Here is a 14,726-nt window from a genome sequence, read left to right on the forward strand (position 1 = left end):
GAGAGTTACCACCATGCCCAAATTCAGACAACAGCACCTCAACGACGGATTGTTCACGGCCGACGAGATCGCGAATCGAGACGCCGAGCGTGGCACCTTCGTCCGTTCGGGCGGGGAAATCACGATCGCTGCGTCGTCGTCGGAACCCCTGCTCACTGTCTCGGACATCACGTTTCGCCTCGACGATGTCGAGGACTACTCGATCGCTGAGAGTACGGTCGAGCTCACCCCGAACGCGACGGGCTACCCACGCCGGGACTTGATCATCGCCCGCGGGCCGCCGGATAGCGGTGGGTCGCCGACGTTCGACTCGCTTGAGGGCGACCTCATCGACGGCGACCTGCTCGCCGCTCTCGAAAACGAGAACCAGCTCGGCGGGGCACGCCTCGACGACGAGGGGCTCCCGCTCTGGCCGGCCGAGGCGATGCCGTCGGTCCAACCGCCCGCCGGACGCGATCTCCGTGGCGAGGCCGCTATCATCGGGATGGTCTTCTTGCCTCAGGGGACGGGAACGAGCCAGGACCTCGCAGACGAGTATATCACCGACCTCCGAAAGGAGGGGATCGGTGTCGAGGGGGTTCTCAGGCCGGGCGATGCGCTCGCCGAGCTCGAAGCGGGGGACGACCCTCGAAGCATGAACATCACGGGGACGGCGGGCAACGCCGAGCAGTTCGGCGGGAAGACGCCTGACAAGTACGGCCGCGTCCAGACGGGCGACGCGCTGTATCGCCTTCCCAACGACACCGACCGAACCTCGATCATCAGGATGCAAGCGCCGAACGACCTCGGCTCGACGTGGTCGGTGACCTTCGAGGTGATGCAAGCCGGCGCGACGAGGACGGGGTGGGTTCGAGGAGCCCTGATCAAGGCTCGTGGGAACGCCGAACCCCACATCCGTACCTTCGAGACAGATGTGGATAGCGGCCTCGGAACGCCCTTCTTCGCGTGGACGGACGAAGGCGATAGCGGGCGCGTCCTCGTCCGCCACGATCCAGGGAGCAACGGTAACAACGTCCTCTATCAGCTCTCGTGGGCGAGATACGGCGACATTCGGGGCGGGTTCGTGTCCAGCAACACCGATGAACTCGAAGCGCCGTCGGACCAGCGATGATCACAGAACCAGTCTCGCGGGCGGCAGGATTCGGCCCGCTCAACCCCACGACCTACGGAGGCCCCGAAGCGGGGATCCGTGGCCCTGGGGGACCAGCACCGCCGGCACCGTCGGTCGCGACACGACCGGCAGGTTTCGGGCCCCTCAACGCCACCACGCTCGGCCAGCCCCAGCCCGGGATCCGCGGCGGTGGTGGGAAGTCGGTCGGCCAGCTCCTCGCGAGCGTCGATGGCTACGCGCTCGTGCTCGAACGCGCGACGGGCGAGACGGCGCTTTACGCTGCCGAGGATAGCCCAAGCCGAGCGCTGACGAAGCTCTCGATCACGCTCAACGTGAACGCGCGGTCGTCGTGGAAGGCAGAGATCCCGAGCAACGACGAGCTCTTTCGCTGGAACCTCGCCGACGTGGTAATCGGCCACAACGGTAATCGGCTGTTCCACGGCCAGATGCTCCCCTCGAAGTATTCCTCGTCGAGCGGGAAGGTCTCGGTCGGCGGCTACGGCCGCCTTCGCGAGCTCACCTTCGGCGGCGAGGAGTTCACCGTCGAGAGCGGTGATGGCTGCCAAGCGATCAACGAGTTCTGGCGCTTCATCGCCGGACTCACCGACGGCCGGGTTCGTGGCTACTGCGACCCGCCGCCCGCTGGGACGCGCCGCGAGGTCGGTCCCGACGGCTTCGAGGCGAGCGGCACGCCGATGCAGATCGCGACCGAGCTCCACAACGAGTTCGGCTATGCGTTCGTGATGGACCACTCGGATAGGGCCGGCGTCGTTCACTCGTTCCGTCCCGGAACCGTCGCCCGCGAGCTCGACTACTGGCACAAGGACCACGAGGTGGAGATCGACCCCTCGAAGTATCGCAACCGCGTCGTGATTCGCGGGGCCTGGAACGAGGCGCGAGCCGAGTACTATCGCCACGAGGCGCGTGCGCCACAGGGGGAGATCGACGACCTCGCGGCGGGCAAGCTCATTACCTACCGGCCCGAGCCCGACGACGAGCTCGAGAGCAACGAAGCGTGCGCGGTGCTGGCGCGCTCGAAGCTCGACGAACTCCGCGGCAAGTACTCCATCACGGGGAGTGTGGACGCCGCGCCGGTGCGAGTGGTGCCGGGGTATCTCTACCCCTTCGAGGAGTTCAACGCCGCCGCACCACCCGCTGCGCGCCCCGTCTACACCGGTGTCCAGCAGGTCAAACACACGATGATCAGCGACGCGAAGACGGTGATCGACTGTAGCGAAGAGGGTGGGCTCACACAAGCGATCAACCAGTCGCGCAACCCGCTCGCCGGCGGCATCCAGCGCCAGCAGACCGGGCTGATAGAGGGCGGGATGGCGAGCGAGGCAGTAGACGCCTACACCGACGAATATCCGCACCCCTACCCTGGAGGAAACCAATGACTCTCACACGAACTAACGGCAGCGCCGACTGGGCACTCCTCGTAACGTGCGATGCAAAGGCCGCGCTCGGGACTCACCTTAGCCCAGGCGCTGGTGACGCGGCGCTGTTCGTCTCCCGCGGGACGGGCACGCTCGGCGAGGGCAACGACGCGCTCGACGTCGCCCCTGGCCCAGCCGTCGTGAAAGGAGAATCCGGCAGCCTGAGCCAGGAGCAGTCGGTATCGATCAGCGAGGGTGGCGGCCAGCCCCGCCGAGACGTAGTCTATCTCTCCGAGGAGTTCGAGCTCGCGGTCGAGGAGGGTGCCGAGGGGCCGCTTGACTGGGGCGAGACCGTCTCCGAGAGCCAGGAGAATCTGAGCAACGCTATCCGGCCGGCCCCGCCGGATATGGCCGACATCCCGGGCTTCCCGCTTGCCACGGTCCTGGTGACGGCGAACGCGCCATCGCTCTCGACTGGCGCGCTCGACGACCTCCGCGCCCCCGCACCGCTTGGCAACGTCCGCGAGACGGCCGTCGAGTTCGAGAGCATGGCGACGCCCGGCGGCCGGACGAACCGCGTGTGGGAGATGGACCCCACGACCGAGGACTTCGGGAGTCTGATGAACGACATCCTCGAGTCTGTGGCCGACGGTAGCGTGATCCACGTCCCACCCGCCATCTACGACCAGACGACGGGAGTCGAGGTCAACCTCCCCGACGTGAAGATCGTGGGCGACGGGATCGACGGGGCAGTCCAGCCGGACGCGACCCCGCGAGTCCGCAAGCAGGCCGACGTCGTGGCGTTCGAGGGGTTCGATCGCATGACGATCAAAGGGCTGTTCTTGCGGGCGCAAGTGTCGAATACGACGTCGGGGATCATCGGCCACGAGCGGACGACGGTCCGCGATTGTAACATCCGCTCGATGGGCTCGCACGGTATCCACATCCATCAGGTCACCGAGAGCAACAACCCCACGCAGTCGGTGGTCGACGACGTCGCAGTCCAGTACAACGATGGCTCGGGCGTCTTTCTCGAAGAAAACGCCGGGAACCCGAACACGAACGCGATGAAGGTCTCGCTCCGGTATGCGCGCAAGAACCAGGGCTGGGCCATCGATGCCGACGGGTTCGGGAACCGTTATTTGGTCCAGAACTTCGTCGGTGACGGTGTGGGCGAGGGCGGTATCCGAGTTCGCGAGGGCGGCCACTCGAATAGGGCTGAGGTGACCTACCACGAAGGGAAGACCCGCCCGACCATCCGCCTGGACGGCAACGTGAACGAGGCCGTCGTCTACCGAACCGGCCCGAACAACTACAACCTGTTCGAGGATAACGGGACGGGCAACACCAAACGGCAGTACACACACCTCGATATGCCCGAGGTCCAACGCGGCGGGACGGCGCACGTCGAAGGGCTCTCGGTCGGCATCGGTGCGTGGGAGGACCTACAGAACGAACGGGCCTACGAGACGACCTACCAGAACACCACTGGCGGGATCAAGGAGGTCTTCGTCCGGGCGTACGCCGACGGTTCGTCGGGGAGTCAGGCGATCGCCACGACGCTGAAAGTCGCCCCGACGGAGTCTTTCGGGAGCTTTCCCGCTGGCGTTGCCGACGCGGCCTATCTTCGCGACATCAGCTCGGAGCGGACTATCTCGGTGTCGGCGTTCGTGCCGGACGGGCACTACTATCGAGTTGCGCTCGGTAGTTCCGATGAATCCGAGCTAAACATCTGGAACGAGCGGAGCTGGGTGTGAGCAGATAGTCACCGCCCGCGCTCTCGACTCTTTGGAGAGGCCCGTCACCAGTGGCGACACTACACTCGCGTGCAAAGTGAACAGCAATGTTCAATGCCCGAGATCATACAGGTCGCGTAAGCGCTCTCGTACGCATATACAGAAAGCTTATTACATATCAAAAATCTGCACAAAGCTTATTACAAAAACTCCGAGAGGTGTGAATGGTTATGAAGTCCAACGGCACCTTCCGAAATGCGGATGATTCGCGGTCGGTCGATGTCTCGCGACGCAAATTCCTCGCCGCAAGCGCAGTCGGGATAGCGGGCCTCGGTGCCGTCGGAAGTGCGACAGCGGCTCCGGACAAGCATACACTCGTCATCACGGGGACTGGTCCTTCCACGTCGTACTCGTTTACCGTCGGTGGTAATCTCGAAAAGAGTACGGCCGATGGCGCGAGTATCAACAGTAGCGACGAGATCGTCGGGAACNTCGTACTCGTTTACCGTCGGTGGTAATCTCGAAAAGAGTACGGCCGATGGCGCGAGTATCAACAGTAGCGACGAGATCGTCGGGAACAGCGCCCACGGGGGAGTCGGGAACGGAACGGACGCCTACACGTTCACTGGTCCACTCTACTCGTTCGACTTCGACCAGTCGGGTGCAATCGACGTTGACCTTGATGGTGAGGCCGCTCGAGTTGGGCAGCGGCCCGACCACACCCTCGTCATCGAAGGGACCGCTAATTACTCGTTCGCGACGGAATCGTACCCACTGGTAAGTAGAGCGTATGGGGCAACAATCGACCAGGATGACAGGAGGAACAAGTATGGGGCGGCTGGTTCGGTACAGTCCGGAAAGGATGCTTACAAGTACGATGGAGAGCTGCAAGCTTTCGATCTCGACGGCGAGGCTCGCGTCACCATTGACGGCAAAGCCGCTCACGTCGGGCAGCGCCCCGACCAAGCGGTGATCCTCTTCACCGATGAAGAGTACGCATCTGCGGAGTACGAATTTACCGTCAGCGGCTCGGTTCGAGAGGGGCTTCACGACGACCGGGGCGAGGGGGCTGATGGCTACACCATCGCTGGAAACACGGTCTCCGGTTCCGTGTGGGGTAATACGTATGATAAGGTCGCGTTCGACGGGCAGATCCTGTCGCTCAGTTCCAATCACGATAGCGCCCTCAACGTCTACTCCAACTACGAAAAACTTCAGTAGAGTGAATTAGGGGCCGGCGTAGCTGCGGTGATTCGCGCGTTCGTAGCCCTGTTTTGGAGGTGATGACGCTACGACCTCGGGCGCGACGATCGCGAGCTGGTGGTCCTACTCGACGACGTCCGAGAGCGTGCCGAGTCGGGCGTGGATGATGTGGGTTTCCGTCCCGACCATCGGGTAGCGCACATGGCTGGGGCGGCATGGGCCGCCGTAGAGACGCCCGACCGTCCACTGGCCGTCGTCGGAGTGGCGGTAGACGACCGCCCCGATCGCGCTGCCCTCGTGGAACTCGTCGTTGCAGTCAGCGTTCGTACAGCGGACCAGGCCGTCGTGGCCGACCGCCATCCCGCGAACGGCCTGGAGCGCGGCGCTGGGGTTCATTTGCTACCTCCGAGGAGCTCTGCATGGGTGTCGAGGACGGCCTGGAACCGCTCTTTCGCGGCCTCTCCAACGTGTGCGACCTCGTCGACGTGCCGGCACTCCTCGGGATCGACCCGCAGCGAGCGCGGGATCTCCGAGACCGTGCCGGTCGGCATCGTGATACCGAACTCGCCGTCGTGATGGACGAGTCGTGCGCCCTCGACGTCGCGAGCCAGGTAGGCGTCGCCGGAGCCGACGTACTCCGCGACGACGCGACGTTCGCCGCGTTCGGCGTCGACGTACCCTCGCATCGCGACGAGGTACACCGTCCCGTCAGCGTCGGGGTCGCCCTCCTCGGGAGCGCACGCCTTGATCGTCTCTCGGTCGGGCAGTGAGCCCGCGTGCGTGGGCTCGGCCTGGTTGAGAGCCATCCGGGCAAACGCTCGGTGGAGGTCCGGGCCTGCCTCGGGAGCGTACCGGCCGTTGACGTCGCGCACGCGAGTCATAGCTCCTCGACCCCGCCACAGTCACACGACCCGCTGGTCGGGTACGACGCGCCACAGTCGAAGCAGACCGACTCGGTGCGAGGTGTGTGGTCGACCTCATCGCCGTCGTCGGAGCTCTGCTCTGACGAGGTTCGCCTCGCGTCGCTCGGCTCACCGCCGTCGGTGAGAGCCCGCTTGCTAGCGACAGCGCTCTCGATCGCCGCCGGGTGGTCGTGGTCGCGGGACTCGGCGAGGTGCGCGGCCAGTGGACCGGAGTCACCGAGCGAAGTTTCGGTGGCGAATTCCACGAATCCCACCGGGTACTCAGCCTCGAGGAGCGCGTCGGTGAGCTGCTCTCGGTCGTAGACCGACGTCGACGCGATCGGGAGGTCGCCGACACGGTGGAGGGCCTGGTCGTCGTCGGTGCGCGCGAGCTCGGTGACGAAGACGACGTCGCCGCCAGGCACCTCGATGGGCCGGGCGTCGTCGAGGTCGAGCGCGCGGGTGATCTGCGTCGTTCCATCGTCTAGTTCGCGGCCTTCAAGAGCCACGAGGTCGTGGTGCTGCATGGGTTGTCTGGTAACCCAGAGTCGGTGTCTCAAGCACCGGCTCAGATCTCCTCCGAGCTTTTCCGGGCTACAGATGTTAGTACATTAGCTAAGCACATAACTGTTCGTATTTGCTAAGATTAGCAAATACGATTAGCTATAAGCCGCTGGCTCACTTAGCAAATACTGTAATGGAACGGCCCGAATACCGTGGCATGGCGAAAACTCGCGCTATGCTAACCGAGACGGAACGAGAACAAATCGCAGGCGATCATGGCCGTGATCGGCGGTATCAGGCTACATCTCGTATCCGCCGGCGCATCGGTGACGAGCTCACACGCGACGTCGAGGTTCTCGCCGAGCATAATCCCGAGCTGCTCAAGGAGATTCGTGAGGTAGTATGCGAGGGATAAAAACTGAATCTTCGTGAGGTCATGTCTCGAGAGCCGGTCTAGCTCAGAGATGATGCTTACGCATCGTCCACTCCCGTGAGATGAGGTAGGTTGAAAATCTATATTAAAAGGGAATAACTAGAACAGCATGATTAAATAACACAACGAGGCGTGATAATACGGCGTCTAACGGTGAATTAGTCCGTGAAGTCACTGAGACGGAAATTAGGGTCATGTTGGGTCTGAACACGTCTCTTGAGTTTATCATCGGCAATCTCCCAAACCAATCCTGTAGGATTGTCCTGCTCAAATTCAACTGCTTCGTACTCGTACTCTTCCTCCGAATCCGTCCGCTCTTGGAAGTGATCTAACCCATCTACGTGTTCATTCTTTTGACGATGCCAACCACAGTCATACCCAGATGAATCCGTATAGTGGAATTTGAACTCGGCTTTGTCTGGTGCTGGTTGTGGCCACCAATTTGCGTAGATTTTTGCATCATGATCCGCAATGATTCCGTTGGCAAAAATACCCGTATCGAATGTGGCTACAACTTGATGATCTATCCCTGTGCGTGTTTCAGCGTAGTTGACAATCTCCGTCGAGGGAACCTTTTTGAGCTCCTCGATGATGATAGTCAAGATCCGCGCTCGCTTTCCGCCGCTGGGAGAACTTTCTATCGAGAGAGGGCCCGGCGATCCGCTCGAAGCCGGGCCATTCATTGAATTATACCACCTGTTGCCGGTGACTCATGTTGTGCTGGTCATATCGTTCTAGAGCCTCTCGAGAGATCGAGAGGCGGTAATCCAAAGATTCCCACTCAGATGCTGCTTCGCGAAGCTTTCTCAGTTCATCTGTGGATATGTCTTCATCAGTTACCCGCTCTCGGAGTTGACCAGGCCCACTGGCCTCGTACATCTCCCCAATCGCTTCCGACTTTTCACTCAGCGAGGTGACTCTTTTTTCTAACTCTTCCCGGTCTAGTTCCGTCGCGACGTGGGAAACATCGCGGAATCGGAGATATGCTGAGTTGGGGTAATAGGTAGTAGCCCCTTGCTCAGCAACCGTCAATGCGTCCATCTCGTGAAAGCGCTCCAAGTATTTTCGAGCGGTGTTCTCCGAAACACGGGCTTCCTCACTTATCCATGAGACAGGCCTTGGTTTTTCCAGTGTTAGCGCTACGGAGAGGATTCTATCAAACCCTTCTGTCTTTGCTTCCCACTGTTCAGTGCCTCTTAGCTCTTCTTCCTGTGTCACCATCGTTTTATTTTGTCTGATTGTGGTCGTATCCCTGTGCTTGAGCTCATCAAATAGTTGATGACCCTCTTTAATATCTCTTTTGGCATAGCCAAGGCTACCAGGGGAATGCGATGCCTCCTATGAGATAGCGCGACTACCGCGGCCATGCACCGAAATGTTGGTTGCTCGTCGCCGAGGCGCTCATCGCCTTCGCCGGTGACGCTCGCTCGACGGCCCCACGCGAGCAGCGGGGGTGGGAACTTGCCCTTGTCGTAAGGTGCAGCTGACGGATTGTCTTAGCGGATCACATTCACCGCGCTTGGCGGTCCCTTATCCATCGGCCGATAGAGACATCGCTATGTCCAACGCCCCATCGCTGACGCTCGTCGCCTGTAAAGAATGCTCAAAACGATTCATCGCGCCCTATCTGGAAGCAGGGTTGTGCTTGGGTTGTCGATAGGCCACAGCCACGGACAGTGAATATCGGACGCGCGGAACGCTGGTGGCTCGTTACAATCGACCAGACCGAGCGCGCCGAGATCTACGCCGAGGAAAAGCACCCATCCGAGCGCGCGATCGCGGCGGTCGCCCGCCGGGAGGGAGTCGGCGTCGACGAGCTGCACAGTTCGGAAGTGCGCGTTCGCGACGGTAGGGTTGAGGTCGTGGTTCGACGGCGCGATCAGCAACTCCGCTACGGGCTGAATTCGCAGTAGTTACCCCTCGCCTCGGACTTGGTTTGAGCGAGTGGGGTAACTTCGAGGCGACAAATAGTGATGGGACCTCGGCCCACCGATCAAATTCTACCGTGCCAAGCTAAGTCGCAAACACTCTCCAAGCGGGTCACTTCAAGAATGTTCTCCTCGCGAGATACAGGTTCGTTTCCGTGCTTATCGATGAAGTGGGTGGAATTTGTGGTGCCGATCTCAGTTGGGGAATCCAAGCAGATAGCGATATGATGGGCCTCTAAACAGACTTGCGGATCGTCCCCTTCGTGGATTAGGAGATTCCGTTGAACATCTGGATAACTCTCAATACCTTTGTCCCAGTCAATGAAAAACGATTCCGCGCCCCCTTTGTCCTCAGCAGCGTCCTCCCATACTTCCATGCCCATTTCTTCCAAATCCATTTCGACTTCCACTTTTTGAATCGGCCGGACACGACTCTCATCGCGCTTCTTCTGGTAGTATTTGTTTAGATAACGAAATGATTTCATGTCTCGATCGAGGAGTTCGGCACACACCCATTCAATCGCACTGGGAGTCAGGGGGTCCGACTCCACTTCTTCGACAAAAGCACCACGGTGCTCAACTATTTCCTGATTGAGGTCTTCCCTGATCCCTGTTTTTTTGCGCTCATACTCCGTCCTCACCGTGGGAGAAACATAACAGGGTTCTCCGTTTGTGACGTAATCGAAACAGAGTTCGTGGTGAGAATCTTTCTCAATTGTGACGCCCAGCATCACGCCCGTGTCCAAGACGTTGGCCTCACACATCTGTTTTCACTCGTCGTAACTGTCTCGTGCCATCCGTCTGACGGTGCTACTGTACGAATTAGCGACGTCGTCCAATTTAGAGGTTGGTTGCCGGCTTTCCAGTGCGACCGATCTATATTCAGAGACCTCGGCGGAAAACTCGTCATATTCGTGTTCTCGTTCTGCAGTCCATCTGGCGATTTTCTCACTGGGTATATTATCGTTATGCGCTAATCGAAGTTCCACACGGCTTATCGCTTCCCAGAATCTCAGTGAGAATGCTTCCAGTTCGTCTATTTGATTGTTTTTGGCCAACTGCCGGGTCACGCTATCCCACTGCCGGAATTGTGGCTCCATTTTGGTGTACTCATCTGACGGATAAGTCTGGAGTAGGGCATTCATCTGAGGGCGCAGTGTTTCCATCTTGCCCTCGGATTCCCCAAATGAGCTAGTCAAAGTTGATTGCTGAGTTTCAACTTCCTGAAGAGTCGCGCGGAACGAATTGAATGCCTTTATGAAATCGTTTGGAGCAAATTCGTCATATGAATCATCTATTATTGTGTCTACACCGTACACGTTTTTATAGCGGTTTGCTAGCGATCTGGCGACCCTGACAACGCCTTCGCGAATAGAACGTCCAACGTCGAACGTAGATTCGGATAGCTCTCTGAGGTGTACGATGGTCCCGTCTCCCGTCCGTTCGTAAGAGACAGGATATTCGTTGGTATTAATATCGGCTACGCCCCCCCATTGATACCAGTACACGGGCAACCCAGTATCAATCCCTTCACCTCGAAGGGTATAGTGTGCCATATAGCACAGTTTGTTAAACTCAGTTTCATATATGTCTTTGTCCGACCTCTGCTCCATCTGCTGTAAAATCTGATAGCAGAGATATTCGGCCCCCCCGCAGCCGGACGATGACATAGTGTGGTATTCGCTGCTGCGCGGGATAAGCGTGTTGAAGCCTCCGACGTGCGCACCCTATCATGAATGACCAGAGGGAGTGAGCGGCAGTTTTAGTGTAGATTTTCACGAACCGCGCCGGGCGGCCTGGAGTACGGCCTCCACGTCGACGAGCTGCACGATTCGGAAGTGCGCGCTCGCGATGGCGGGGTCGAGGTCGCCGTCCGGCGACGGCCGTAGGCATCTTACCAAACATTAGAATGCGACTTTCGCTAGATGTTAGGTAAGAACTGCTCCGGACCCCGCGTTTCCGCTGTAACTCGGAAAAGTGGAGATCCGTTATCGGTGCCAGATCAGACGGTTTCGGTTTCGAGCGTTTCCAGCACCCGAATCGAGAACTCCTCTCCCGTTATTTCGCCGTTGTTGTACTGCTCAGCCCATTCGGACTGCACCTCATACGTCCCGATTTCCGAGCCGTCTGCACCGAGGACTGTGACCTGCATATCACTGCTCTCGTATCCGTCGCCAATAGCGAAGGCGTATGCACCAGCTACCATTCCAATCTCACTTGCGAGGTCGCCTTGAGTGGTGGAGATCGTCGTATATTCGAGATACGTACTTCCGGCAGTGGTATCGACAGATTCCACAGCGACACCCTCGTTAGAGAGTCCCGCCTGGATGAGCGTCTCGTAGTACTCTGGTCCCTGATCGCCCGTCTCGGTTTCAATCGCAGTCGGTGTATCGACCTCCGCTTCCGAGACCTGGACAGTGTCCGGCAGTGCCTCGGCCGGGGTCGAGGCCACTTCGGTCGCCGTCGGTGTTGGGGTCGGCGTCTCCGTCGGTGTTGGTGTCGGCGGTGGAGAGTACGCCACGTTTGTCGACCACTGTGTGACCTCGTCGTCGAATATCGCGTCGCGATCGACCAGTATCGCAGTGACATTGAGATCCGTCTGGCCCCAGCCCGAGAGCACCGACCGGTTCATTGGCACCGTAATATTGGCGTTGTCCGCTCGGTCGACTTGCCCGGTGGCTGTCACCTGCTCGCCGTTGATATTGACCCGGAAGTACGGCTCGCCGTTGTCACCTTCCGCGTCGTAGTTGAGGAGTGTCGTGTTAGCGTGAATACGGACATCGAAGGACTCCACGCCGTTCCCCGAATTCGACGGTACCCTATTCACGATCTCCACGCTCGAATTCGCTTGTGGGTCGGATGGTCCGCTACTTTCGCTCTCGTTCCCGCTCGCCGAGCTCGCGTTGGTGGCGGCCGACGTCGCGGTCGATGTGGTGGGTGTCTCGGTCGAAGCGTTCGCTGTCGATTCAGCAGCGGCGACTGATTCATTCTCGGTTGCTGAGGAATTATTCGTACCGGTATCAGACACTGGAACTACCGCGCTGGCGATCCCGATAATGAGCGCTAAGTAAACAAATGCGGCCAGACCTGCCTTCCAACCACCTGACGAAAGGCCTGGAAGGGCAGACGCCCGCGAGTTCGCTACCCGATCGCCGGATCCTCTGATATTCAGCGCGATCGCGACCGGGACTATGATCATCAGGAACGGCAAAAGGGCGATAATCAAGACCATGAGTACCGCGCCAATAGCAACGTTCCGGCCTGTAGCTCCTGGTTTCATACCAGGGATTTTGTCAGCAATAGCCATGTGAACAATCATGAACTGCCATTATCATAATGTTTCGCCCCCTATGGATAGAGGGTGCCTGGTTAACCCATTTACCCGCGCGTTGACTCAGATTGTAGGATGACTCCCACAGGGTCCCGCTACGCCCGTCACTCGCGTCTTACCAAACATTCGAACGGGAGGCTCGTCTGGCGTTAGGTAAGACTTGACCGGAGCCCGCCGGGACCGCCACAATTGCCAGAAGTGGAAAGTGGAAACGCGGCCCCAGGTATTATGGCGGCTCAAATTGCACCAATAGTCCATCGCAATATTCTATTTCACTCCACTTCTGGAAGGTTGCCCCAGATTCTTATCCCGCGTGCAGGTGGCTGGTTGTACGCTGATGAATGGCAGTAGAGAACACAGGCTACTCGTCGTCTTGGAGATCCTCTGGTGAGAGTTCGCCAGCGAGATACTGGCGTCCGAGGTCGGAGAGTTCGTAGACGCCGCGCTCCCCCTCAATACGGTTTAGTAACCCGTGGTTGGCGAGGATCGGGCACCGGTGTGACGCGGTTTCGTAGGAGTAGGCGATGTTCAAACCGATGGTGTGCGGAGTTTGCTTGCCAGCATGGGAAAGCCACTCTAAGATGTAGTTGTCGGAAGGTTGCATCCAGTCGACTTCCCGGTGCACACCTTCCAAATACGAAGGGGGTTCTAAATCACCGGCGTTCCCGTTCATCTGCACACTCATCGTTGTTCTGTATTACACCTCCAAGAGCAAAAGTTATGTGGGTCGCGCTCTTGGTGGTTCAATAGCAAGCACTGGTCACATGGCTCCCCGTAAAACGGGGCCGGAGGTGTTCCATCACCTCCGACCAGGCTTGCGGCCCTCACCAGGGCTTGAACGAGTCAAGCGGACACGCAAGCTATGATCAAGTACGTTCCGAGGTATCTTAAATCCGATACCTTCACGACGACGGTGCGGTGTAACGAACGACGAACCCGCGGCTCGACAGTCAGCGAACACAGGAAAACGGGGGTTAGGGGAGCTAACCGCCGTTTCAATACCCGAGCGCACGCAGCATATACCCTACGGAGGGTCGCCCGATGACCCGATGGAACAGCTGGCCCGGCGAGTCGAACGGCGACGCGAAGCCCAAAGACCAGGACAAAACCAAAACCCCCGAGAATTGCCCTCTGTGCGACGAGCCGATCGAGGGCTCGTACACCGACCACATCCGCCACGAGTGCGAGGGCAAACAGCACGCCGCAGGTGGCGAGACCGTCACCGATGGTGGTCGCACGGATCGCGACATTCTCGCCGGGCTCGACGAGGGCGACACCGTCCAGTTCGAGGCGACGAAAGACGACGGTCGGTTGCTCGCACAGATGCACCACGGGCACGTCTCGGCCATCCTCGACCCGCGAAACGACGTCCAGCGCGTCGACGTCGAGCCCCACCGCGACGATGACCTCAAGCTCACCTCCAACGTCCGCAACCGCGACCGGCTTCGGCTCCGTTTCGAGATGGGTGCTGTCGCCGTCTACTCGCTCGACCACGACGGAGCACGAGGGTACAACCTCGGGGATACTAACGGCACCCTCGATACCCCCGACATGGGTGGCGGGTCGACGGTGCTCGTTGCCGACGGTGGCACCGGCGAGGATCCGCTACTCGCGAAGGTCGATCCCGGCCACTGGCCTGAGCACGCACGCCGTGTGCGAGGTGATTTGCGATGAGCCTCCAAGAAGCCAGCCCAACGAAGGCGATCCTCCACGTACTCGACGAAGGTCACTCCGACGGCGTCGAGCGCGTCGACGTCATCGACCGCGCGGCGGCCCACAGCCAGGCAACCCGCGAGAACGTCGAGGCCGCGCTCGAAGACCTCCGCAAACGCGGCGAGATCTACGGCTTCGACGGGCTCGTGAAGAAAACACCTGGTGGCTCGAAAGAGGAACGCTGGGGTGGGTTCTCGTGAGCGCGCTCGCGCTGCTCACTGATCTCGGCGCGCTGTTCGTGCTAATGTACGCGGTGTACGTCGTCGTCCGGTTCATCACTGGTCGTCCGAAGCGGTTCGTCGACAGCTGGGAGCGCGAGGAACTCGGTGGTGAAAGTCGATGAGCCAGATGGCAGCCCGCGGTATCGACGCGCTCACCGACGAGGACTGGGAGCGCATGGAGAAGATGGCCGAGGAGTACGACGACGAGTTCGGTGACCTACTCAGCCAGATGGTCAAAAACCACAACGAAGGGGCCAGTGATGAGTAG

General features: G+C 59.7%; 18 protein-coding genes. 9 read left to right on the plus strand and 9 right to left on the minus strand.

All coding sequences use genetic code 11. The features are described 5' to 3' along the window. Positions 1 to 13: 13 nt before the first annotated feature. The 3 genes from C447_RS09900 to C447_RS09910 are packed head-to-tail and all read left to right on the plus strand — an operon-like array spanning position 14 to position 4,244. The gene (locus C447_RS09900; RefSeq protein WP_010612687.1) at positions 14 to 1,111 is read left to right on the plus strand and encodes a hypothetical protein; all 1,098 of its coding nucleotides are present in this window, start codon (positions 14 to 16) and stop codon (positions 1,109 to 1,111) included. Next, positions 1,108 to 2,508, plus strand: a complete 1,401-nt coding sequence (locus C447_RS09905; RefSeq protein WP_007693422.1) for a hypothetical protein — start codon at positions 1,108 to 1,110, stop codon at positions 2,506 to 2,508. Before C447_RS09900 ends, C447_RS09905 begins: the two co-directional genes overlap by 4 nt. Further along, the gene (locus C447_RS09910) at positions 2,505 to 4,244 is read left to right on the plus strand and encodes a hypothetical protein (protein ID WP_007693423.1); all 1,740 of its coding nucleotides are present in this window, start codon (positions 2,505 to 2,507) and stop codon (positions 4,242 to 4,244) included. The genes C447_RS09905 and C447_RS09910 overlap by 4 nt, the downstream gene beginning before the upstream one ends. A gap of 1,305 nt (positions 4,245 to 5,549) precedes the next feature. On the opposite strand, the gene C447_RS09920 is transcribed toward C447_RS09910, so the two are convergent. The 3 genes from C447_RS09920 to C447_RS09930 are packed head-to-tail and all read right to left on the minus strand — an operon-like array spanning position 5,550 to position 6,855. Next, the gene (locus tag C447_RS09920; RefSeq protein WP_007693426.1) at positions 5,550 to 5,822 is read right to left on the minus strand and encodes a hypothetical protein; all 273 of its coding nucleotides are present in this window, start codon (positions 5,820 to 5,822) and stop codon (positions 5,550 to 5,552) included. Beyond that, positions 5,819 to 6,307: a hypothetical protein gene (locus C447_RS09925; RefSeq protein WP_007693428.1), complete on the minus strand. Its 489-nt coding sequence runs from the start codon at positions 6,305 to 6,307 to the stop codon at positions 5,819 to 5,821. Before C447_RS09925 ends, C447_RS09920 begins: the two co-directional genes overlap by 4 nt. Then, a complete protein-coding gene (locus C447_RS09930; protein ID WP_007693430.1) occupies positions 6,304 to 6,855 on the minus strand; it encodes a hypothetical protein in 552 nt (183 codons plus the stop codon). Before C447_RS09930 ends, C447_RS09925 begins: the two co-directional genes overlap by 4 nt. 194 nt (positions 6,856 to 7,049) lie before the next feature. Here C447_RS09930 and C447_RS18945 point away from each other — a divergent pair, with 194 nt between their 5' ends. Beyond that, entirely contained in the window at positions 7,050 to 7,247 is a 198-nt protein-coding gene (locus C447_RS18945) for a hypothetical protein (protein WP_079255082.1), read from the plus strand. A 176-nt stretch (positions 7,248 to 7,423) separates the two neighbouring features. Here the strand turns inward: C447_RS18945 and C447_RS18340 are convergent, their stop codons facing one another. Continuing rightward, positions 7,424 to 7,867, minus strand: a complete 444-nt coding sequence (locus tag C447_RS18340) for a hypothetical protein (protein WP_193361391.1) — start codon at positions 7,865 to 7,867, stop codon at positions 7,424 to 7,426. Positions 7,868 to 7,952: 85 nt separating this feature from the next. Next, positions 7,953 to 8,486, minus strand: coding sequence for a DUF7342 family protein (locus C447_RS17665; protein WP_152416143.1), 534 nt, complete (start codon positions 8,484 to 8,486; stop codon positions 7,953 to 7,955). 455 nt (positions 8,487 to 8,941) lie between these two features. Between C447_RS17665 and C447_RS18435 the strand changes: the two genes are divergently transcribed. Next, the gene (locus C447_RS18435; RefSeq protein ID WP_007693432.1) at positions 8,942 to 9,178 is read left to right on the plus strand and encodes a hypothetical protein; all 237 of its coding nucleotides are present in this window, start codon (positions 8,942 to 8,944) and stop codon (positions 9,176 to 9,178) included. Positions 9,179 to 9,258: 80 nt separating this feature from the next. Here C447_RS18435 and C447_RS09940 read toward each other — a convergent pair whose 3' ends face one another. The 4 genes from C447_RS09940 to C447_RS09950 all read right to left on the minus strand — a co-directional run bounded on the left by C447_RS09940 (position 9,259) and on the right by C447_RS09950 (position 13,197). Then, the gene (locus tag C447_RS09940) at positions 9,259 to 9,957 is read right to left on the minus strand and encodes a hypothetical protein (RefSeq protein WP_007693433.1); all 699 of its coding nucleotides are present in this window, start codon (positions 9,955 to 9,957) and stop codon (positions 9,259 to 9,261) included. Positions 9,958 to 9,963: 6 nt separating this feature from the next. Next, positions 9,964 to 10,863 carry a hypothetical protein gene (locus C447_RS17670; protein WP_007693435.1) on the minus strand — a complete coding sequence of 300 codons (900 nt, stop codon included), beginning with the start codon at positions 10,861 to 10,863 and terminating at the stop codon, positions 9,964 to 9,966. 332 nt (positions 10,864 to 11,195) lie between these two features. Next, entirely contained in the window at positions 11,196 to 12,500 is a 1,305-nt protein-coding gene (locus tag C447_RS18560) for a hypothetical protein (RefSeq protein WP_237713473.1), read from the minus strand. Between the two features lie 385 nt (positions 12,501 to 12,885). Beyond that, entirely contained in the window at positions 12,886 to 13,197 is a 312-nt protein-coding gene (locus C447_RS09950) for a hypothetical protein (RefSeq protein ID WP_007693438.1), read from the minus strand. Positions 13,198 to 13,565: 368 nt separating this feature from the next. Between C447_RS09950 and C447_RS09955 the strand changes: the two genes are divergently transcribed. From C447_RS09955 to C447_RS17950, 4 genes are read left to right on the plus strand one after another with little or no spacing between them, the layout of a single operon-like run. Then, entirely contained in the window at positions 13,566 to 14,198 is a 633-nt protein-coding gene (locus C447_RS09955; RefSeq protein ID WP_007693440.1) for a hypothetical protein, read from the plus strand. Next, positions 14,195 to 14,437 carry a hypothetical protein gene (locus C447_RS09960; protein ID WP_007693443.1) on the plus strand — a complete coding sequence of 81 codons (243 nt, stop codon included), beginning with the start codon at positions 14,195 to 14,197 and terminating at the stop codon, positions 14,435 to 14,437. Before C447_RS09955 ends, C447_RS09960 begins: the two co-directional genes overlap by 4 nt. Beyond that, positions 14,434 to 14,580 carry a hypothetical protein gene (locus C447_RS17945; RefSeq protein WP_153300723.1) on the plus strand — a complete coding sequence of 49 codons (147 nt, stop codon included), beginning with the start codon at positions 14,434 to 14,436 and terminating at the stop codon, positions 14,578 to 14,580. Before C447_RS09960 ends, C447_RS17945 begins: the two co-directional genes overlap by 4 nt. Further along, a complete protein-coding gene (locus tag C447_RS17950; RefSeq protein WP_153300722.1) occupies positions 14,577 to 14,726 on the plus strand; it encodes a hypothetical protein in 150 nt (49 codons plus the stop codon). Before C447_RS17945 ends, C447_RS17950 begins: the two co-directional genes overlap by 4 nt.

The sequence above is a fragment of the Halococcus hamelinensis 100A6 genome (genome assembly GCF_000336675.1).
In the GTDB taxonomy this organism is placed as follows: Archaea; Halobacteriota; Halobacteria; order Halobacteriales; family Halococcaceae; genus Halococcus; species Halococcus hamelinensis.